At 39.8% G+C, this 19,909-nt stretch carries 19 protein-coding genes; 14 read left to right on the top strand and 5 right to left on the bottom strand.

All coding sequences use genetic code 11. The features are described 5' to 3' along the window. Positions 1 to 71: 71 nt before the first annotated feature. The 4 genes from CXF61_RS13735 to sohB form a co-directional block, all read right to left on the bottom strand. Entirely contained in the window at positions 72 to 836 is a 765-nt protein-coding gene (locus tag CXF61_RS13735) for a histidine phosphatase family protein (RefSeq protein ID WP_165598621.1), read from the bottom strand. 48 nt (positions 837 to 884) lie between these two features. Next, positions 885 to 2,129, bottom strand: a complete 1,245-nt coding sequence (locus CXF61_RS13730) for a phosphotransferase family protein (protein WP_165598620.1) — start codon at positions 2,127 to 2,129, stop codon at positions 885 to 887. 241 nt (positions 2,130 to 2,370) lie between these two features. After that, the gene (locus tag CXF61_RS13725) at positions 2,371 to 3,621 is read right to left on the bottom strand and encodes an acyl-CoA dehydrogenase family protein (RefSeq protein WP_227526716.1); all 1,251 of its coding nucleotides are present in this window, start codon (positions 3,619 to 3,621) and stop codon (positions 2,371 to 2,373) included. A 258-nt stretch (positions 3,622 to 3,879) separates the two neighbouring features. Next, positions 3,880 to 4,860: a protease SohB gene (gene sohB / locus CXF61_RS13720; RefSeq protein ID WP_165598619.1), complete on the bottom strand. Its 981-nt coding sequence runs from the start codon at positions 4,858 to 4,860 to the stop codon at positions 3,880 to 3,882. A 374-nt stretch (positions 4,861 to 5,234) separates the two neighbouring features. Between sohB and aspS the strand changes: the two genes are divergently transcribed. The 4 genes from aspS (at position 5,235) to CXF61_RS13700 (ending at position 10,064) form a co-directional block, all read left to right on the top strand. Then, on the top strand, positions 5,235 to 7,061 hold the full coding sequence (gene aspS, locus CXF61_RS13715) for an aspartate--tRNA ligase (RefSeq protein ID WP_101204567.1): 1,827 nt from the start codon (positions 5,235 to 5,237) through the stop codon (positions 7,059 to 7,061). A gap of 67 nt (positions 7,062 to 7,128) precedes the next feature. Beyond that, on the top strand, positions 7,129 to 8,160 hold the full coding sequence (locus tag CXF61_RS13710; protein WP_165598618.1) for a lysophospholipid acyltransferase family protein: 1,032 nt from the start codon (positions 7,129 to 7,131) through the stop codon (positions 8,158 to 8,160). 149 nt (positions 8,161 to 8,309) lie between these two features. After that, positions 8,310 to 9,110, top strand: coding sequence for a glycosyltransferase (locus CXF61_RS13705; protein WP_165598617.1), 801 nt, complete (start codon positions 8,310 to 8,312; stop codon positions 9,108 to 9,110). Positions 9,111 to 9,218: 108 nt separating this feature from the next. Continuing rightward, positions 9,219 to 10,064, top strand: a complete 846-nt coding sequence (locus CXF61_RS13700; protein WP_227526714.1) for a hypothetical protein — start codon at positions 9,219 to 9,221, stop codon at positions 10,062 to 10,064. A 59-nt stretch (positions 10,065 to 10,123) separates the two neighbouring features. Here CXF61_RS13700 and CXF61_RS13695 read toward each other — a convergent pair whose 3' ends face one another. Next, entirely contained in the window at positions 10,124 to 11,290 is a 1,167-nt protein-coding gene (locus CXF61_RS13695) for a glycosyltransferase (RefSeq protein ID WP_227526713.1), read from the bottom strand. 260 nt (positions 11,291 to 11,550) lie between these two features. On the opposite strand from CXF61_RS13695, the gene CXF61_RS13690 reads away from it, so the two are divergent. The 10 genes from CXF61_RS13690 (at position 11,551) to CXF61_RS13645 (ending at position 19,840) form a co-directional block, all read left to right on the top strand. Beyond that, positions 11,551 to 12,552 carry a capsular polysaccharide biosynthesis protein gene (locus CXF61_RS13690; protein ID WP_165598615.1) on the top strand — a complete coding sequence of 334 codons (1,002 nt, stop codon included), beginning with the start codon at positions 11,551 to 11,553 and terminating at the stop codon, positions 12,550 to 12,552. Positions 12,553 to 12,642: 90 nt separating this feature from the next. Next, on the top strand, positions 12,643 to 13,809 hold the full coding sequence (locus CXF61_RS13685) for a nucleotide sugar dehydrogenase (protein ID WP_165598614.1): 1,167 nt from the start codon (positions 12,643 to 12,645) through the stop codon (positions 13,807 to 13,809). Further along, positions 13,809 to 14,828 carry an NAD-dependent epimerase gene (locus tag CXF61_RS13680; RefSeq protein WP_165598613.1) on the top strand — a complete coding sequence of 340 codons (1,020 nt, stop codon included), beginning with the start codon at positions 13,809 to 13,811 and terminating at the stop codon, positions 14,826 to 14,828. Before CXF61_RS13685 ends, CXF61_RS13680 begins: the two co-directional genes overlap by 1 nt. 62 nt (positions 14,829 to 14,890) lie before the next feature. Then, positions 14,891 to 15,655, top strand: coding sequence for a glycosyltransferase family 25 protein (locus tag CXF61_RS13675; RefSeq protein WP_165598612.1), 765 nt, complete (start codon positions 14,891 to 14,893; stop codon positions 15,653 to 15,655). A 17-nt stretch (positions 15,656 to 15,672) separates the two neighbouring features. Continuing rightward, a complete protein-coding gene (locus CXF61_RS13670) occupies positions 15,673 to 16,452 on the top strand; it encodes a glycosyltransferase family 25 protein (protein WP_165598611.1) in 780 nt (259 codons plus the stop codon). Between the two features lie 102 nt (positions 16,453 to 16,554). Next, complete coding sequence (locus tag CXF61_RS13665; protein WP_165598610.1) at positions 16,555 to 17,337, top strand: glycosyltransferase family 25 protein; 783 nt, start codon at positions 16,555 to 16,557, stop codon at positions 17,335 to 17,337. 101 nt (positions 17,338 to 17,438) lie between these two features. After that, on the top strand, positions 17,439 to 18,230 hold the full coding sequence (locus tag CXF61_RS13660) for a glycosyltransferase family 25 protein (RefSeq protein WP_165598609.1): 792 nt from the start codon (positions 17,439 to 17,441) through the stop codon (positions 18,228 to 18,230). Between the two features lie 179 nt (positions 18,231 to 18,409). Beyond that, the gene (locus CXF61_RS13655; protein ID WP_025650793.1) at positions 18,410 to 18,760 is read left to right on the top strand and encodes an IS630 transposase-related protein; all 351 of its coding nucleotides are present in this window, start codon (positions 18,410 to 18,412) and stop codon (positions 18,758 to 18,760) included. Continuing rightward, complete coding sequence (locus CXF61_RS13650) at positions 18,735 to 19,259, top strand: IS630 family transposase (protein ID WP_165598608.1); 525 nt, start codon at positions 18,735 to 18,737, stop codon at positions 19,257 to 19,259. The genes CXF61_RS13655 and CXF61_RS13650 overlap by 26 nt, the downstream gene beginning before the upstream one ends. Continuing rightward, positions 19,256 to 19,840, top strand: coding sequence for a PhoP regulatory network YrbL family protein (locus tag CXF61_RS13645; protein ID WP_264755692.1), 585 nt, complete (start codon positions 19,256 to 19,258; stop codon positions 19,838 to 19,840). The genes CXF61_RS13650 and CXF61_RS13645 overlap by 4 nt, the downstream gene beginning before the upstream one ends. The last annotated feature ends 69 nt before the right edge of the window (positions 19,841 to 19,909 follow it).

Genomic DNA, 19,909 nt, shown 5'->3' with positions numbered 1-19,909 from the left:
GTATAAACGCTGATAGTGCTTATACTTTAAGCAAGTATGACACTATATTATTCGTAAAATCATGTGTAAATTTATCGCCATGTCACGAATGGTTTACCATCAGAGAATAAATGACTGTATTCATTTAAAGACAATAAGCGAGAACTTTGATTCTTTAAAGTAATAGAGGTCACACCCGTATTAACCAAGCTTTTATTCAGCTGATAAGCAGTCTGACTGCCTTGTCGCAATAACTGGGCAGTGATTGCAGCGATGACACCACCTGAAGTGAATACGAGCACGGTGCTGTCCTGATCTAAGCTCATACTTGCTACTTTCGTACGTACTTGTTCAAGGGCTTGTTGTGCACGATTATTAAACTGTGGCCAGCTTTCAAGATAATCTTGATCATTGTCACCAGCATGCCAGCGCTGCATAGCTTGATCAAATAGCTCAGCCAATCGCGTGGCTGGCGATTCTGCTTTGGCGATTTCAGCTGAGATGTCAGATCGATTTCCCGATGCCTCTGCTGACTTAACGAACACGTCTTTATGATTAAACTCATCAAACTGCGGCAGAATATAACTATCTGGCTGATCAAAGTTGATTGCGGGCGCAGTAGTTGTGCCATTGCTATTATTGGCATGTACAGACGATTGGTAACGCTCCCAAAAATGACGTGCTGAGTCTTGCTGTCGAACCAACCTACCAGTAAATATGGCATCGATGCGGCGCTGTGTGGCTGCATAGTGCTGACCTAGCATTTGGGCTTGGATAGTACCTAGTTCTGAGAGTTGATCATAGTTTTCTTGTCCAAAAGACGCTTGGCCATGACGTGCTAAAAGTATGGTTGTCATAAATTCTTACCTTTTATCATATTTGCTAAAATACGGTTTGCTGAATGCTTACGCTTCAGGAGAGTCAGGTGCTTTTGCAAAATAACCTTTTGGTAAAATACTTTTGACAACTTTTTGAACAGGGCTTGGTAACTGCTCGATAGCAGCAGCATCTACGCCTATGTCTTCTAAATGCGGCTGAACATGCGCATTGAATAAGGCTTCGCCTTCATATTGCGCAATTAGTTTCAAACATTTAGCATGCATGACATGTATAACGAGCCAAGCATTTTTGAATGCTGGATTGGTGGTTTGCTTATGATAATAACGGTAGTAGATTTGCTGAATAATGCCTGAGAGGCGGAACAATCCAAACACTTCATAAAAGGTCCAATTATCTATCTCTAAACCTGACTGTTTTAGATAATATTCAACCACTTCATCACGCGTCATCATGCCTTCTAAATGTGTTGGCTGACGACGGAATTGCTGCATGATGATATTGTCATCTTCTTCAATCCAGTAAGCCAACGCACTACCCAAGTCCATTAATGGATCGCCAAGGGTTGCCATCTCCCAGTCGAGCACGCCAATAACTTTGGTCGGCTCATCCGCATCAAGTATGACATTGTCAAAGCGCCAGTCATTGTGAATGATACAAGTTTTGCTATCAGCAGGCGTGTGCTTAGCAAGCCATTGTCTGACCAGTGCAAAGCTTGGTACGTTTGGCGTCTTTGCTTTAACATAACGTTTGTCCCAACCACTGATCTGGCGTTCACAGTAACCTTCACCGCGGCCTAAATTAACCAAATCAGGATGCTCGGTATAGTCTATCTGATGTAACTCTACCAAAGCGTCTAATACATTGGTGCAAAGCAGACGCGTTTGCTCAGGATTTAGATCGATACCTTCTGGTAATTCTGCACGAGGGATAATACCTTCCATCCGCTCCATCACATAAAAGTCAGCGCCGATAACAGCTTCATCCGTACATAGCGCAATCATCTCAGGTACATAAGGATAAGCATCTTTTAATGCTTTTTGAACGGTGTACTCACGCACCATATCATGGGCAGATTTTGCCTTGGTACCTTTTGGTGGACGACGTAATATGAGGTCTTGGTTTTTATCTTCACCCTCATACTGTAGTCGATACGTCCAGTTTGATGCGCCGCCTGAGAACTGAGTGACCGTAGGCTCGCCTACCACGTCGACGCCTTGACCGCGAAGCCATTCACTGACTGCTTTGGCATCAAGCTCTTCACCTTCGCGTACGGCACCGCCTTTGTCTAGTACTTTATTATCAGTTGCCATGAGACATTCCTTATCATGTGGTCATTTATTTTTATAACAGATATGCGAGCCAGTTCTCAATTCAATTTATCTCATTCTTCTCGCTATTTTTGAAATGAGGACTCGCTCTAGTGATGAAAAATTCACTACTAAGTTGTTAATAGTGAATTCTTAATTAGCATTTTGATTGGCTTATTCTTGATAGTTGCGTGAGCAAATCAAAACTAACTCACACAACCGTTTGTTAAGATCAAACTTAAGACTAAGCTTTGTCAGATTTAGCAGAACGACTAAAGCCCTGACGTTTTAGTTCTAGTTTGGCAATCATGGTTTTATGTACTTCATCTGGACCGTCTGCTAAACGTAGTACACGTGCTTGCGCGTAGAAATTCGGTAGCAAGGTATCTTGACACACGCCCATACCACCATGAATCTGAATCGCCATGTCGACGACTTCTTGTAGCACAGTTGGCGCCACTACTTTAATAGCAGAGATTTCAGTCAATGCAGCTTTGGTGCCCTGAGCATCCATTTTTTGGGCGGCGTACAATGTGAGCAAGCGTGCTTGGTCGATTTTGATACGGGCTTCGCTGATACGCTCAAAGTTACCACCCAATTGTAGTAATGGCTTACCAAAGGCAGTACGTGACATACCACGCTTGACCGCTAACTCAAGAGATTTTTCGGCAGCACCGATACAGCGCATGCAATGATGAATACGGCCTGGCCCTAGACGACCCTGTGCAATCTCAAAACCTTTACCAGGTCCACCAATAAAGTGGCTGACTGGCACACGCACATTCTCGAAGCTAATCTCACCATGGCCGTGCGGTGCATCATAATCACCAAACACTTTAAGCATACGTTTGATGTTCACACCTGGTGTGTTGACTGGCACAAGCACCATCGAATGCTGATGATGACGGTCTGCACTTTCATCCGCGGTATATGCCATCACAATCAGGACATCAACCGCTGGATCACCAAGACCAGATGACCACCACTTGCTACCATTGATGACAATCTCATCACCATCTACTACGGCGGTTGCTTGCATATTGGTTGCATCACTTGACGCCACGTCAGGCTCAGTCATACAGAATACAGAGCGTGTCTTACCTTCTAGGATTGGGGTAAGCCACTTGTCTTGCTGCTCTTGAGTACCGTAGCGCCATAACAGCTCCATGTTACCGCTGTCAGGTGCATTACAGTTAAATACATGAGGTGCTAGCAAACTACGACCAGTCAATTCTGCAATAGGCGCATAATCAGTGACTGACAGTCCTGCACCTAGTGTGTCATCTGGCAGGAATAAATTCCATAAGCCTTCTTCACGTGCTTGTTTGCGCAGGTTTTCGTAGGCTTCTGGCCATTCCCAGTTTTCCCAATTACCATCAGGGTTTTTCTTATGACAATCTTCCCAGAATTGGGCTTCGATAGGCTCAATATTCGTTTCGATAAACGCTTTGACTTTGGCATGCATGGCTTGACCATGTTCTGTTGCGGTAAACATTAAATTGTCGTTAGACATAAATGACTTCCTTTTCTTTATTGATTGTCTAAATCAAATGTTGATAAAAAGCTCTACTAGAGCTTTAGTGTACGCACGTATACTGTTTTCCGTGTGCTACATTTATAACACAGCAATTGTCAATAAACAGCAAAAAGGCGCGACCAGCTAGGCCACGCCTTTTACAAAATATAAACAATGTATCCAAAAACTTCTGAGCGCTGAAATACCATTATTTAACTATCATAATGATAACTAACATTATTTCAGAATATTTAGGCGGCTGTTCAAATCAAAACGTGCAAGTGCATCAGGTAATTTATCTACAGCCATGCTCAGTGTCGCTTCTGCTGCTTGAGCCAATCCTAACTTTTCTGCTAACGTCGGCTTCTGACGTGAATATAGTGCATACACTTCGTTGTCTTCCATACGTTCCAAAATATAGCTATCTGAAGTCTGTAGACTATCAATTAAGTTAAGCTTTAACGCATCTTCGCCATACCAATGCTCACCAGTAGCTACTTTAGCAACATCGAGTTCTGGACGATAGGTAGTAACGAAATGCTTAAATAACTCATGCGTCTGCTCTAGCTCTTCTTGGTATTTGGCACGGTCTTCGGCATCATTTTCACCAAATACAGTTACCGTACGCTTGTAGTCACCAGCGGTAAACATCTCATAATCGACGTCATGGTTTTTTAGCCATTTATGAAAGTTTGGCAATTGCGACACCACACCGATTGAACCAATGATAGCGAATGGTGCGGCTATTACCTTGTCTGCAACGCAGGCCATCATATAACCACCGCTTGCCGCCACTTTATCAACACAAACCGTCAGTTTCAGACCCGCATCTTTTAGGCGAGCCAATTGCGCTGCGGCCAAACCATAACCATGTACCAGACCACCGCCTGATTCAAGACGTACGATAACTTCGTCACCTTTATTTGCGGTACTAATTAAAGTACTGATTTCTTCACGCAAGTGCTTGACCGCCGTTGCTTTGATATCACCATCAAAATCAAGCACAAAAACTTGTGCTTTATCATCGGTATGTTTTTTCTTATTTTTAGTTTTTGCTTTCAATGCTTGCTTGGCTTTTTTAGCCATGACTTTTTTGAACTGTTTGAGGGCAGCTTTGCCTTGGGTGGCTTCCATCAAATCTTCACGGCGCTGCTTTTGAGCATCATTTAAGTGGCGTATTTTAAGCTCAACAGGGTTTTTAGGGGGATGAAATAGCATGGTTACAAATCCTCAAGTCAGTAAATATATTGATATGGCTGTTTTTATTAACGTGCGGTTGATATGTGCACACTAAGTGGTGTTTTCAAGCATGATGACAATATTTAACCCAATATAAATAACGCAGAATAAATACCTCAGATACTTGCAGACTCCCGTTCTTTGATTGAACTCAGCCGGTTGTATAACAAAGGCAGATTAGGCATAATATGCGTTTATATCAAATTTTCTGCAGCCAACGTGATGACCATATGTCTTAATCGCGTTGTTTGTGTGTTTTTTTTGCAAATAGCTTGAAACGCACAACAATGGCTGCATTATTGTACTTCGAATTGGGCTGATAACTGGATAACCATATTATGACGCAAAGCACTATGACGCATAGCGAATACCGAGACGAGTATTGCGGAGCCGTAACCGAGAGCTTGCTTGAGCAAACCATTAGTATCGTAGGCTGGGTACATCGTCGTCGCGATCACGGTGGCGTGATTTTCTTAGACATGCGTGACCGCGCTGGTATCTTACAGGTCGTGGTCGACCCTGATACCCCAGAAGCTTTCGCAGCAGCTGATGCTGTACGTCCTGAATACGTGCTAAAGATAACTGGCCGTGTACGTCGCCGTTATGAAGGTACTGAAAATAATAATATGACCAGTGGCCAGATTGAGCTATTGGGTAAAGAAATTGAAGTACTGGCTAAATCTGAGACGCCACCATTCCCATTGAATGACGAAAAAACGACTGTATCTGAAGACTTGCGTCTGAAGTATCGTTATCTTGATATGCGTCGTCCCCAAATGCAAGAACGTATGGTGTTCCGTGCCAAGGCAACCTCAGCGATTCGTCGTTATTTAGACGATCATGGTTTCTTGGATGTTGAGACACCTATCTTGACTCGTGCAACACCTGAAGGTGCGCGTGATTATCTTGTACCATCACGTACCCGTCCAGGTAACTTCTTTGCCTTGCCGCAGTCACCACAGCTATTTAAGCAATTATTGATGGTGTCAGGTTTTGACCGTTATTATCAAATTGCTAAATGCTTCCGTGATGAGGATTTACGTGCCGATCGTCAGCCTGAATTTACTCAGGTGGATATTGAGACTTCTTTCTTGAACGAAGAAGAAATCATGAACATCAATGAAGGTCTTATCAAGCATTTGTTTAAGACAATGATGGACGTTGAGTTTGAACAGTTCCCACGCATGACTTACGCAGAAGCCATGCGTGACTATGCATCAGACAAACCTGACTTACGTATTCCTCTAAAGTTGGTTGACGTTGCAGATTTAATGAAAGATGTCGATTTCAAAGTGTTCGCAGGTCCTGCTAACGATCCTAAAGGTCGTGTGGCTGCCCTACGTATCCCTGGTGGCGCATCATTAAGCCGTAAGCAGATCGATGCTTATACCAAGTTTGTTGGTATTTATGGCGCACGCGGTTTGGCTTATATCAAGGTCAATGACGCTAGCAGCATCAACAACGGTGTGGATAAAGAGTCTGGCCTACAGTCTCCAATTATCAAAAACATGACTGATGACGTACTTGTGAGCTTGATCGAGCGTACTGCTGCAGAAGATGGCGACATTATCTTCTTTGGTGCGGACAAAGCCAGTGTCGTGAATGATGCAATTGGTGCATTACGCCAAAAAATCGGTCTAGATCTTGAAATGACGACTTGTGAATGGGCACCACTTTGGGTAACTGACTTCCCAATGTTTGAAGAGACTGACGATGGTCGTTGGACGTCGATGCATCATCCGTTCACTAAGCCTAAAGGCTCAGTTGAAGAGTTGAAAAATAACCCAGAATCTGCTTTATCTATCGCTTATGACATGGTATTGAACGGTACTGAGATTGGTGGTGGTAGCTTACGTATCAATACTTACGATATGCAGCAAGCTGTACTTGAAGCCTTGGGTATCGGCGAGCAAGAAGCTGAAGACAAATTTGGTTTCTTACTTGATGCTCTAAAATTCGGTGCGCCACCGCATGGCGGCCTAGCATTTGGTTTGGATCGTTTGATTATGTTGATGGTAGGCGCAAGCTCTATCCGTGACGTTATCGCCTTCCCAAAAACCAAAACGGCTGATTGCCCATTGACTCAAGCACCTGCTGGCGTTGATAGCAAACAACTACGTGAGCTTGGTATCCGTGTGCGTGAAAAAGCACAAGCTGATACCAGCAAGCCTGCTGAATAAATCGTTTGATGATGCGCGGTTGCTGTCTACAGTGCTTGTTACGTGATTCATTACCATGTGAGTGGTCATGAATCCGTATCATATTTTCAAAGTCGTGCCATTGTCTGTACTGCAGATGCTGGCACGTTTTGCCGCTTGGGTTATCATTAAGATACCCAGTCTAAGTATCATGCGTACCATTCAGATCAATATGGCGCTGATTACTCATACATTGCCTGAGCAGCAAAAGCGCACATTGACCAAAGACATTATTTATCATCAATGTCTGACCAGTATTGAATCTATAAAAAGTTGGGCGATGCCACCTGAGTGGAGTATCGCTCAGATTCGTGATGTCCATAATAAAGACATTCTTTTAGAAGGTCTTGCCAATCCAAATGGCATGCTTGCTATCGTACCGCATCTTGGCACTTGGGAGATGATGAATGCTTGGCTCAACCAGTTTGGTGCGCCAACCATTATGTATAAGCCAGTTGACGGCAAATTCGCTAACGAGTTTATCCTTCAGGGTCGAGCACGACTTAACGCGACTTTGGTACCTACTGATGGTAGCGGCGTCAAAGCCGTGTTTAAAACACTCAAGCAAGGTGGTTTTAGTATTGTACTGCCAGACCACGTTCCAGAGCCATCAGGCGGCGTTGTCGTTCCGTTCTTTGGTATCGAAACATTGACCAGTACACTTGCCTCAAAATTGGCGAGCAAAACCAAATGTGCGCTGGTTGGCTTATCTTGTATTCGCCGTACCGATGGACGCGGTTTTGATATTTACTGCTACAAACTCGATGATCCAGCCTTGTATGACCGCAATGCTAAAGTGGCGACTCATGCTCTCAATCAGGCTATGGAGCGTATGATTACAGACAACTATAGTCACTATATGTGGGGCTATCGACGTTTTAAGCGTATTCCAAACTTAGGCAACCCTTATAAAAAAGATAAAGAGACTTTAGCAGCCTTTATCCAATCTCACCATTCTAGCGTTTCTAGTCGTTCTGCTAGTGATATCAACGATAGCGTTAAAAATGACAATGTTGAAAGCGACAATGCTAAAAACGATAGTACTGTTAAAAATGATAACACTAAGCTCGATAATCATTAGTCATCACCAACCTAGTGTTGCCTATTTATACATACCATCAGTTTAGACGTACCATCAGTCACAGCTATGCTAATATTGGCTGAACTCTATATCCTTTTATTTTTATTAGTCCTTCATTTATCTGACTATTATCTCAATACGAGTGCATTATGACATCTGACGTAACTAAGAACTCATCTATAGACCCTAATCAAACCAGCACAGATACTGCTGAACAGCGTTATATCATCTGTATGAAATGGGGCGACAAATATGGTCCTGAATACGTCAATCGTCTCTACAACATGGTTAGTCGACATTTAACCTTAGATTTCCAAATGGTTTGCTTGACCGATGACAGCACAGGTATTGACCCTGCGATTGCCTGTTATCCGATACCCGATATGGATTTACCAGCAGGTCCTGAACGTGGTTGGAAAAAACTGACTACTTTTAAACCTGAGCTGTATGATTTAAAAGGTGTGGCCCTATTTTTAGACATTGATATCGTCATTGTCGATAATATCGATGCGTTTTTTACTTATCAAGCAGTGCATGAAGACAGTGTCGTCATCATCCGCGACTGGAAAAAACCTTGGCGTATGATTGGCAATAGCTCTGTCTATCGCTTTAATATTGGTATGAATACCTATCCTGATTTGCTGTCCAATTTTGAGCGAAACTTTGAAACCATTCGCACCCAAGTACGTCACGAGCAGGCCTACCTCTCTAATTACTTGCGTGAACATCACCACTTAGAGTATTGGGATAAGACATGGTGTGTTAGCTTTAAGTACCAATGTATTGCGTCAATTCCTTTTAACTTTGTGCGCACACCTACTCTGCCGGATGATGCAAAAATCGTTATCTTCCATGGTGAGATTAACCCGCCCGATGCGATTGCTGGTAGTGGCGGTAAATGGTATCGACATGTAAAGCCAAGCCCATGGTTAAAAGACCATTGGCAATAAATTCTTAGCAATTAACCATATTTAGACAATTTATAATTAGCGTAAAGGCAGTGTATTAAGATATAAGATAGGTGAAATAAACGACTGGAAAATAGTATGGCGCTATATTTGAGATTACCTGCTACCGCTGGGTTCAATATTGATAATGAGCTCATCATTATCAATGCTTTTAATGCCAATGAATCAGCACAAAGCCTGCATGGAAAAGACGTCAATATTATCGCCTCAGGACCATCTATACAGCAGCTGCCGTTAGCAGAGCTACTAGATACACCTACTATTTTTGTCAATGGCAGTATCAGCCTGATTGGGCAGCATCAGTTTACCGATATTGTTGGTTACGTCATCAGTGATGCGCGCTTTATCAATCATCAGCCTGAGATTTTACAACAGTACTATACGGGTCAACCTCTATATGCAACATTAGCTGTCTTTGAAGCAATGGCCACCACGCACCCTGATATTATGCAAACGTACCACCATGCTATGCGGGTGTTGTACCCAGTAGATAGGCCATGGGGAGTGAAGTCAAACAAGCTATCTTTTAATACGCTTATCTTTAAGAAAAAATTACTCAATAAAAAAATGCCGCTATCGTACTTTATCAATAATCCAAACTTTATCATTGATAGCGATCATAAAGCGGCTGACATCGGCGTCTCTCTTAACATTACTCATGGATTTGTGGAGGCAGGTACTGTCGCTTATGTGGCGGCGCAGTTGGCGTTTTCGCGCCAAGCAGCGAGTATTCATCTGTACGGTATTGACCTGCTAAACAGTAAGCAACCACGGTTTTATGAAAATAAAAACAATAGTGCACCAAGTATGCTCAGCAAGGTCATGAACGAGCGGATTGTCCCTTCGTTTAACTTACTCGGCAGAATCTATCAGTCGCATGGTGTTCCTGTCGTCAATCACTCTCCTATCTCTAAATCGCTATTCGACACTTTCTAGTTAATGACTCGTAATTAATAACCTCTACTTGATTGCGTTTAATTAAGAACCACTACACGTTATAAACCCTCATTTTTATCTGAATCTAAAACAGAACCAAACGCTAAGTACTGTCTTGCAATATGTTCAGGCAGTAATTGCTGGTTTAGCGGCACGATATAATCTGTAAGGTTGTCTATGGCTTGATTGATGAGTAACGTCAAGCCATCAATATCACCTACCGCAATTAAGTTTTGCTTAGGTAATAACTCTCGTGGACCAAAAGGACAATCCGTACTGATTACTGGCACACCCAGTGCCTGCGCCTCTACGATGACATAGCCAAAGCCTTCAAACTTAGAGGTGAGTACCATCAGTGCAGCTGATCTAATTAATAGATAAGGGTTGGTCTGAAAGCCTAAAAATTTAATACTATCGCTAATATTTAGTTGGACAGCCAACTGTTTAATCTCTGCTTCAAGCCTACCTTTACCTACTAGTACTAACGGCAGCTTTCGTTCTGTTTTGGTATACGCCTGTAGTAAGTCTCGATGACCTTTCATGCTGTCGAATGAGGCGACATGTACGATGTATTTTTTATCTACTAAGCTGAAATGTTCTAGATGGCTAGACGCTGCTGCTGTGGTCTTTATACCAGTAGCATCGCAAGGATTATAGATTGTTGTGGTTTTAGTGATATCTCCTATAAGAGCAATCAAATCTTGGCGTGCACCCTTACTTACACAGCTACAAAGATGAGCGCCATAAACCATTTTCAAATGATTTATAGTCTGTACTGGCGATTCTAATAATTGATTTTGGAACTGCTTTGATAGCGCTGTATGCAGTACATTTACGATGTTTGGCAACTGGCTATATGCCATAATCCAGTTTATCTTATAGATATTAGCCAGTATCAAATCTGGCTTCCCTATTTGGCTAAGCACGTAAGTATCAATACGTTTAGCAACTGATTCGTAGGCTTGTGCTTGCGTAGATTCTAGGTCGAGATTCTGCTCAGAAAACACCTCCTCATATGGCACGATGTGATATTGCACACGAGCGTCTAGTAGCATATCTTGCGTCGCTTCCAAACATAGAATATGAGGACGATAGCCCATATCTGCATAAGTGCTTGCCAACGTCGTAACCATACGCTCAGCACCGCGACCTTCAAGCGCTTTTAAAATAAATAGAATAATAGGTGGCATTGGTGTCTCAGCTTGGTTTTTTAACGGTATAGACATGATAGGTTAGCCAAATGAATGCATCTATGGTCATAATTATTGCAGCGTTCTAACTTTATATGCTAGTCTCACCTACCGCTGGTGCTCGGCATTTACTCAGTAAGGTACGAGCAGGATTTAACGGTATCTCTATAAAAAATTATAATTAGTCTAACTATCTAAATCGATTAAACCTTGTTAATAATCGCATCAGCAAATATCATGGCTGATCTAATATCGCTACTAAAATAGATGCATATCCGATGAGAACAGGATCAGTTATGAAGCAGCCTAGTGAAAACACATTAGACATCGTCATTGCTTGGGTAGATGGCGCAGACCCTATACTCAAGCAAAAGCGAGAACAGTTTAAGCCAACTAAAGAAGTGGCATCTGACGCAATAACTGACACGCGTTTCGCTAGCGACGATGAGATATATTATAATATTGCTTCTATCATCAAATATGTGCCTTTTTGTCGTCATATATATATCGTCACAGATCAACAAAAGCCAGCGTTCGTCGATGAGTTTGCCAAGCAAGGTATTTGCTCAGCAGATAAAATACGCATCGTTGATCATAAGGAGATATTTTCGGGTTACGAGCAGTTTTTGCCTACGTTTAACACTCGATCGATTGAGTCGATGATATGGAATATTGAGGGGCTATCTGATTACTTCATCTATATGAATGATGATTTCTTTTTTAACCAACCAGTAAAAATAGATGACTTTTTAGACGGTAAAAAGCTAAACATTAACGGCCACTGGCGTAAAAGTACGGCATTAAATGCTAAGCTTAATTTCCGAAAATCTCGCTTTAAACTCTTTGGAACACCGATTCAACCAAGGCACACTATCGCCCAAATGCTAAGCGCCAAAATACTCGGTATGGATCAATTTTTTGAAATTCATCACTATCCTCATATCGTCGATAGGAACATATTGAAAGATTATTTACTAAATCATCCTCAGCTACTGACAGAGCAGATTAGATATAAATTTAGAGATGTGGCGCAGGTGAACCCAATAACCCTGATGAATCATCTGAAAATTCAAAAAGATGAAGCGCATCTAAAACCCGATACCTCTGTCAACTATCTAAAAAATGGAAGTAGTGTCGATGATTTTATTACTGCTTTAGAAGATAAGTCTATCAAGTACGGTTGTATCCAAAGCCTAGATCTTCTGGAACCAGATTTACACAAAAAAATCAGCCAAGCCATGAAGCATAAATTTTTAGCGTATCTTCCCACTTCTGTGACGGGAACGCCAGTTAGCTGAGCTGACACGGTATCGTGATTTTTAGTCATATTTAGCATAAACCAATTTTGGATTAGATCCATCAAAGCGTAAACATTACTTGGATATATTATGAAAATAGCAGTAGTAGGTACAGGTTACGTAGGCCTATCAAATGCAATGCTATTGGCACAGCATAACGAAGTCGTCGCTGTCGACATTGTTCCTGAAAAAATCGACTTATTGAATACTCAGCAGTCCCCTATTGAAGATGAAGATATTGAAGATTTTTTATCAAATAGAAATCTCAACTTTTCTGCGACACTTGATGCGTCGGCGGCCTATAAAGGCGCTGATTTTATTATTGTGGCTACACCAACTGATTATGATGCTAAGACCAATTATTTTAATACATCAACGGTAGAAGCAGTGATTGAGCAAGTACTTTTGGTCAATCAACAAGCGACTATTATTATAAAGTCTACCGTACCAGTGGGATATACGGCGAGTATTAGAGAGCGTTATGCAACTGACCGTATTATCTTTTCACCCGAATTCTTGCGAGAAGGTAAAGCGCTGCATGACAACCTTTACCCTTCTCGAATCATTGTAGGTGAACAGTCAGAACGGGCTCAGTTATTCGCTAACTTACTCCTTGAAGGCGCGATCAAAAAGGACGTACCGCTACTATTTGTAAAGCCCACTGAAGCTGAGGCGATTAAATTATTTTCTAATACTTATTTAGCAATGCGCGTGGCCTATTTTAATGAGCTTGATACTTATGCTCAGACATTTGGGCTCGAAACCAAACAAATCATAGAGGGAGTCGGCTTAGACCCCCGTATTGGCGATCATTACAACAATCCATCTTTTGGCTATGGTGGTTACTGTTTGCCTAAAGATACCAAACAGCTATTGGCAAATTATGATGAGGTGCCAAGTAACCTAATAAAAGCCATTGTCGACTCCAACAGAACTCGTAAAGATTTTATCGCTGATAAAATTATCGAGAAGAATCCTAAAGTAGTAGGCATCCATCGACTGGTCATGAAAAGTGGTTCAGACAACTTTAGAGCTTCTGCGATACAAGGCATCATGAAGCGTATTAAAGCAAAAGGTATCAAGGTAATCGTATACGAGCCTGTATTAGAAGAAGAAGAGTTTTTTAATTCACGAGTAATCACGGACTTAGCAGAATTTAAGGCAATAAGTGATATCATCGTTGCCAATCGCTTGTCTGCAGAGATACAAGATGTATCTCATAAAGTATTTACACGTGATTTATTTGGGAGCGATTAATGAATATCTTAGTCACCGGTGCGGCAGGTTTTATAGGTTTTCATCTTATCAAGGCACTATTAGAAATAGAGCTACCTAATAGCAATAATTGCATCGTTGGTATTGATAACATCAATGACTATTATGACGTGAGCTTAAAAGAAAATCGCTTAAAAATACTAAACGAAATAGCAGAACCACAATACTTTACCTTCATTAAGCTAGACCTTGCTGATCGCGAAGCCATGTCTGATCTTTTTTGTATCTATCAATTCGATATTGTTATTAATTTAGGTGCACAAGCCGGTGTACGTTATTCCATTGAAAACCCACATGCTTATATGGATTCAAACATGGTAGGATTTTTAAATGTGCTTGAAGGCTGTCGCCAGACCAAAGTGGCACATTTACTGTATGCCAGCTCAAGCTCGGTCTATGGTATGAATATCAAACAGCCATTTAGTACTCAAGATCGCGTTGATTTTCCTATCAGTTTATATGCTGCTACCAAAAAATCTAATGAGTTAATGGCCCATAGCTATAGTCATTTATATAACATTCCTACGACAGGTCTGCGCTTCTTTACAGTTTATGGCCCTTATGGTCGACCTGATATGGCATATTTTTCTTTCACGAAAAAAATCCTAGCAGGTGAGACCATTGATGTATATAACAATGGCGAGATGCAGCGCGACTTTACCTATATTGATGATATCGTTGAAGGTATTATTCGGATAATGGATGAAACCCCCTCTCCTCAATACTCTACTATCACTACAGCGACCGCCCCTTATAAAATATATAACATTGGCAATAACCAACCAGTAACTTTACGCCGTTTTATCACTGCCATCGAAAGCGCTTGTGGCAAAAAAGCGCAAGAGAATTTATTGCCGATGCAAGCAGGTGATGTGCCTATTACTTATGCAGATATAGATGAGCTAACGACAGACATTGGTTTTAGACCGCAAACTAGCATTGAAGAAGGTATTTCAAAGTTTGTAAATTGGTATAAAGCGTATTATCGGGATAACAAATAGTCTCAAATGAGACATAAAATCTGATAAATTCTATAGTAGATATTGTAAAGAAGAGTCAAACTATGAAAACATTAACTTACTTAATCAATCTAGACGGTAGCGATGAGCGTCTAGAGAGATCGAGACAGCAGCTTAATCATATAAATTGGCCATTTGAACGCGTATCTGCCTATGATGGTCGCGGCAAAAATTTGTCGGAGTTTATAAACTATGATGATAAAAGTGCCAGAAGCAACTTAGGTCGTAGCCTCTTAAATTCAGAAATCGGCTGTTATCTAAGCCATTATCAATGTGCGCAAAAGTTCCTGGAAACTGATGCTGATATTTTAGTTGTATTAGAAGATGATATGAAGATGACCAGTAGTTTTAAACCTGTTGTTGATAAAACACTGACGTATCTACATACTCATCCAGAGTTGGACTGGTATCTGGTTAATATCGCAGCTAAAAAGAAGAAGCTTGCTAAAGACATTGTTACTTTTGATGCGCATACTTTATGGCATGCCTACTACTTCCCTATTCGCGGTTTGGGACTTATTTGGTCACGAAAAGGGGCAGAAGAATTTATTAAACAAGGCACAACCATTAATATGCCTGTTGATATTTTCTTTCAAAGATGGCTAAGCCGAAATGGTAAAGGCCTAGGCCTATGGCCCGCAGTGATAAGCCCGATGGGACTGGATAGTGATATCTTGGGCACACAAGCAACTCAGAATATACAGCGTAAAGAAAAAGAAGGTAGAGACTCATCTTATAATTTAAAAAAACAAAAGAGAATGCTACAAGACAAAGCGTCTGCCGTTAAAAACTTAATGACCACTAAATAGATCTGAGTTATTCAATTATGAAGAATTTTGTTATCAGCCTACAGTCAGCGACAGAACGTAGAGAGCATATTAATAATGAATTTGGTAAACATAATGTTAACTTTGAGTTTTTTGATGCGTTAACACCAGATACTGCAAAAATATATGTTCAAAAACATGACTTACCTTTCCAACTAGCACCTATGCATTTAACATCTGTTGAAATGGCCTGTATGATGAGTCATATCGCTGTTTGGAAAAAAGCAATCGATGAAAATATTCCTTACATAACCGTATTTGAAGATGATATTTACTTGGGTATAAATGCTGAACACTTCTTAAATAATTCTGAATGGATTAAACCTGATTGGAATATAATTAAGATTGAAACAGTCTATAACAAAGTGTTGTTGGACAATAAAACATACCACAATCTTCCAAAAGATCGCCAACTTATACTCTTAAAAGGCAAACATTTAGGAGCAGGAGCTTATACACTGTCCCTACAAGGCGTCAAGGATCTATTTAATTACAGTTTACAGCGTGAAATGCTGCCGATAGATGAAACTGTATTTAGAGACTATATCCTTGATAATCACGAGCCTGTTTACCAGATGGTACCAGCACTCTGTGTTCAAGACATTATAACAAGTAAGCGAGGCAAAGGACTGTTACTTCCCAGCTCGTTAGAAGAAGACCGTAGTAAACGTATGCGTTCTGCAAAGAAAAAGGGCTTAGAAAAAATCCGTAGAGAAGCAAGTAGACTAGTAGAACAAGCCAAATACTCACTATATGCCGAAGAGATACCTTTTAAATAACAACTGCCCAAGATAATCAAAATACTAACAAATAGTAAAATAATGAATTTTTGTTCAATAAAACCCTTTAGTCATAATTATTTATTTTAGAGCTATCTATATATGAAAAATCTAGTCATCAGCCTAAACTCCAAAAACGAGCGTAGGAAGCATATTGCAACTGAATTTCAAGAACACAATGTAAACTTTGAGTTTTTTGATGCCCTAACCCCTGATATAGCGGCTCCTTACGCTCAAAATTTAGGTTTAGATCTAGATAAAAGTCAGCTCACACCAACAGAGTTAGCTTGTATGATGAGTCATGTGGCTGTGTGGAAAAAAGCAATCGGTGAACGTATTCCATATATAACTGTTTTTGAAGATGATATTTATCTAGGCGTAGATGCTGAGTTGCTACTAAATAACCATGAATGGATTCAACCTGATTGGAATATCATTAAAATAGAAAGCTTTTATAAAAAAGTATACTTGTCTTCAAAAACCTATAATATTTTGTCAAAAAAACGTTATATAGCACAACTTAAAAGCAAGAATCTAGGAGCTGCAGGCTATATTCTTTCTCTACAGGGTGCAAGAATACTTTTAGAATATGTTTTGCATAACGATATTCAGCCTATTGATGAAACTATTTTTAATTATTTTATAACCAAAAATCAAGAACCTATCTTTCAAATGGTGCCAGCGCTATGTGTACAAGAAATGATTATGAAAGAATCACTGGAGTCTCTTTCTTTACCCAGCTCGTTAGAAGAAGAACGTAAAATACGAAATTCTTTGAAAAAGAAAGAAGATAAAAATATAATCTTTAAAATAAATAGAGAAGTTAAAAGACTTATCCTTCAATTAAAAGAAATCCTGCTAGCAAAGAAAGTTATTTTTAAATAATAATTGTCAATAGCTCTTCATAGGCTATCAAATAATGAAATAATAAATCTCTATTTAAAAACCTTTTAACCGCAACTTCTTATTTTAGAGCTAGCCATATTATGAAAAATCTAGTCATTAGTCTAACTTCCAATACCGAACGAAGGCAACATATTTCGACTGAATTTCAAGGACACAATGTGAACTTTGAATTTTTTGATGCCCTAACCCCTGATATAGCGATTCCTTACGCTCAAACATTAGGTTTAAATCTAGATAAAAGTCAGCTTGCACCAACAGAGTTAGCATGTATGATGAGCCACGTTGCTGTTTGGAAAAAAGCAATCGATGAAAGCATGCCATATATAACTATTTTCGAAGATGATATTTATTTAGGCATAGATGCTGAGTTACTACTGAATAACTATGAATGGATTCAACCTAATTGGAATATCATTAAAATAGAAAGCTTTTATAAGAAAGTATATTTGTCTTCAAAAACCTATAGTATTTTGTCAAAAAAACGTTATATAGCAGAGCTTAAAAGTAAAAACCTAGGTACTGCAGGCTATATTCTTTCTTTAGAAGGTGCAAAAATACTTTTAGAATTCGTTTTACATAACAATATCCACCCTATTGATCAAACTATTTTCAACTTTTTTGTACATGATCATAAAGAACCAGTGTTTCAAATGGTACCAGCATTATGTGCTCAAGAAATGATTATAAAAGAATCACAAGAGCCTCTCTCTTTACCCAGCTTGTTAGAAGAAGAACGTAAAATACGGCTAGCTAGAGAGCCTATAGATAGAAAAAAACATCAAACTGCTTTATTCAAGATTAATAGAGAAATCAGTAGAGTTTTCTTGAAAGCTAGAAAAACACTATTAACGACAAAAGTAGACTTTAAATAAATTTTTAAGAGATTTAATCTCAATAGGTTTCAAAAATAATATTAAAAGGTATTAGGTATTAGATTATGATAAATGTTGATAGCCTTAAACTTTTAGGACAAGGCACTCAAAAGCTATAGTCAATCCCACCTAAAAGTGTTATAAACTAACTATCAAATTCAATTGTTATTATAAAGACCATGACTTACTCGCTAGATTTTCGCAAACAAGTACTAAAAAGCTTAGATGATGGTATGACCTTTGCCGAGGCAGCTGAATTCTATAATCTCAGCCCAACCACCATACAGAACTGGAAGAGACGTGTTCATAGCAAAACAACCAGGCAAACCAAACCCTATAAAATACCAGATGATGTGCTACTTAATGATGTCAAAGAACATCCTGATGATTACCAGTATGAGCGAGCACGTCGTCTAAACTGTAGTAAAACAGGCATTCATCATGCCCTAAAGCGTCTAGGCATCAGTCAAAAAAAAGACTTTAGAACATCCAAAAGCCTGTCCGATCAAAAGAGCGATATATCAGAATAAGCTTGAGCACTTTAAGCAGCAAGGCTACCCCATTGTATATATGGACGAAAGCGGCTTTGAGCACGAGACCATTCGCTCTCATGGCTATGCACCGATTGGTGAGCCTTGTATCGATAGCTACAACTGGCAAGGTAAAAGGCGAACCAACGTTATCGGTGCTCTATATGAAAAGATGCTGTTTGCCCTAGATTACTTTAAGCACAACATCAACAGCATCGTCTTCTATCACTGGTGCAAACACAAGCTAATCCCAAGTCTTAAAACCAAATGCGTGATTGTGATGGATAATGCCAGATTTCATAAGAGTAAGCGTATTCAAAAGCTACTGAATAGGCATGGTCATCGTATTCTATGGCTGCCGCCGTACAGCCCTGATTTGAACCCTATTGAGAAGAAATGGGCTCAGGTGAAGTTTCTACGCCAAGGCTGGATGGAAAACGACTTATCCAAATTGTTTTATGATGTTTGTCCTAACCATAACAATTTTATTTTGAGCTGACTATAGTTTATGAACATCCACTAGACCCTAGTAAAGTTATTAAAGTAATGAAACCTGAGAATGCAACATACGATGGTGGTAGAGGTAATCAAAATTATTTGCGCTCACATCGCTCTCAAGGCATCTATAGACAGTTTCGTAGAGAGTTACTACAATATCTTCAATTATGTAAAAACACTTATAGCCAGAAAGTATTCACTTTTCCTATTGAAACTGTTTATGGTTTTGCTGCTACTGATCAAGGATTAGGTTTAGTTACTGAGAAAATAATAAGCCCTAATGGCTTCCCTCTCACATTGAATGAGCTTTCTGAAAAAAATATTTTTCACGATAAACATGCAAAAGCATTGGAAATATTTTTTGATAAATGCTGTGAAATGCATATCGTCTTCGGCGAAGTAAACATAGCAGGTATCATGTACACTGAACAAAGACAAGGAGTACCCGAGTTTGTATTAGTTGATGGAATTGGCGAAAAACTGGTTATTCCATTTAGATCTATGAGTAAAACTATCAATACCTTTAACATCAGAAAGGTTGAACGTATATTAAAAAATAAAATTAGTTTTTATATAAAATGAATTTCTGAAAATCAATATTTTATTATCTTATTTTTAAAACCGAACTAATTAAAGTGGAGATTATATCTT

This window comes from Psychrobacter sp. 4Dc (genome assembly GCF_002836715.1).
In the GTDB taxonomy this organism is placed as follows: Bacteria; Pseudomonadota; Gammaproteobacteria; order Pseudomonadales; family Moraxellaceae; genus Psychrobacter.
The sequence above is the reverse complement of the archived record's forward strand: the minus strand, read 5'-3'. Positions and strand labels throughout refer to the sequence as shown.

Bases quoted from the DNA above. Each gene is read 5' to 3' on its own strand.
- CXF61_RS13735 (WP_165598621.1), bottom strand. From the start codon at position 836: ATGACAACCATACTTTTAGCACGTCATGGCCAAGCGTCTTTTGGACAA.
- CXF61_RS13730 (WP_165598620.1), bottom strand. From the start codon at position 2,129: ATGGCAACTGATAATAAAGTACTAGACAAAGGCGGTGCCGTACGCGAA.
- CXF61_RS13725 (WP_227526716.1), bottom strand. From the start codon at position 3,621: ATGTTTACCGCAACAGAACATGGTCAAGCCATGCATGCCAAAGTCAAA.
- sohB (WP_165598619.1), bottom strand. From the start codon at position 4,860: ATGCTATTTCATCCCCCTAAAAACCCTGTTGAGCTTAAAATACGCCAC.
- aspS (WP_101204567.1), top strand. From the start codon at position 5,235: ATGACGCATAGCGAATACCGAGACGAGTATTGCGGAGCCGTAACCGAG.
- CXF61_RS13710 (WP_165598618.1), top strand. From the start codon at position 7,129: ATGAATCCGTATCATATTTTCAAAGTCGTGCCATTGTCTGTACTGCAG.
- CXF61_RS13705 (WP_165598617.1), top strand. From the start codon at position 8,310: ATGACATCTGACGTAACTAAGAACTCATCTATAGACCCTAATCAAACC.
- CXF61_RS13695 (WP_227526713.1), bottom strand. From the start codon at position 11,290: ATGTCTATACCGTTAAAAAACCAAGCTGAGACACCAATGCCACCTATT.
- CXF61_RS13690 (WP_165598615.1), top strand. From the start codon at position 11,551: ATGAAGCAGCCTAGTGAAAACACATTAGACATCGTCATTGCTTGGGTA.
- CXF61_RS13685 (WP_165598614.1), top strand. From the start codon at position 12,643: ATGAAAATAGCAGTAGTAGGTACAGGTTACGTAGGCCTATCAAATGCA.
- CXF61_RS13680 (WP_165598613.1), top strand. From the start codon at position 13,809: ATGAATATCTTAGTCACCGGTGCGGCAGGTTTTATAGGTTTTCATCTT.
- CXF61_RS13675 (WP_165598612.1), top strand. From the start codon at position 14,891: ATGAAAACATTAACTTACTTAATCAATCTAGACGGTAGCGATGAGCGT.
- CXF61_RS13670 (WP_165598611.1), top strand. From the start codon at position 15,673: ATGAAGAATTTTGTTATCAGCCTACAGTCAGCGACAGAACGTAGAGAG.
- CXF61_RS13665 (WP_165598610.1), top strand. From the start codon at position 16,555: ATGAAAAATCTAGTCATCAGCCTAAACTCCAAAAACGAGCGTAGGAAG.
- CXF61_RS13660 (WP_165598609.1), top strand. From the start codon at position 17,439: ATGAAAAATCTAGTCATTAGTCTAACTTCCAATACCGAACGAAGGCAA.
- CXF61_RS13655 (WP_025650793.1), top strand. From the start codon at position 18,410: ATGACTTACTCGCTAGATTTTCGCAAACAAGTACTAAAAAGCTTAGAT.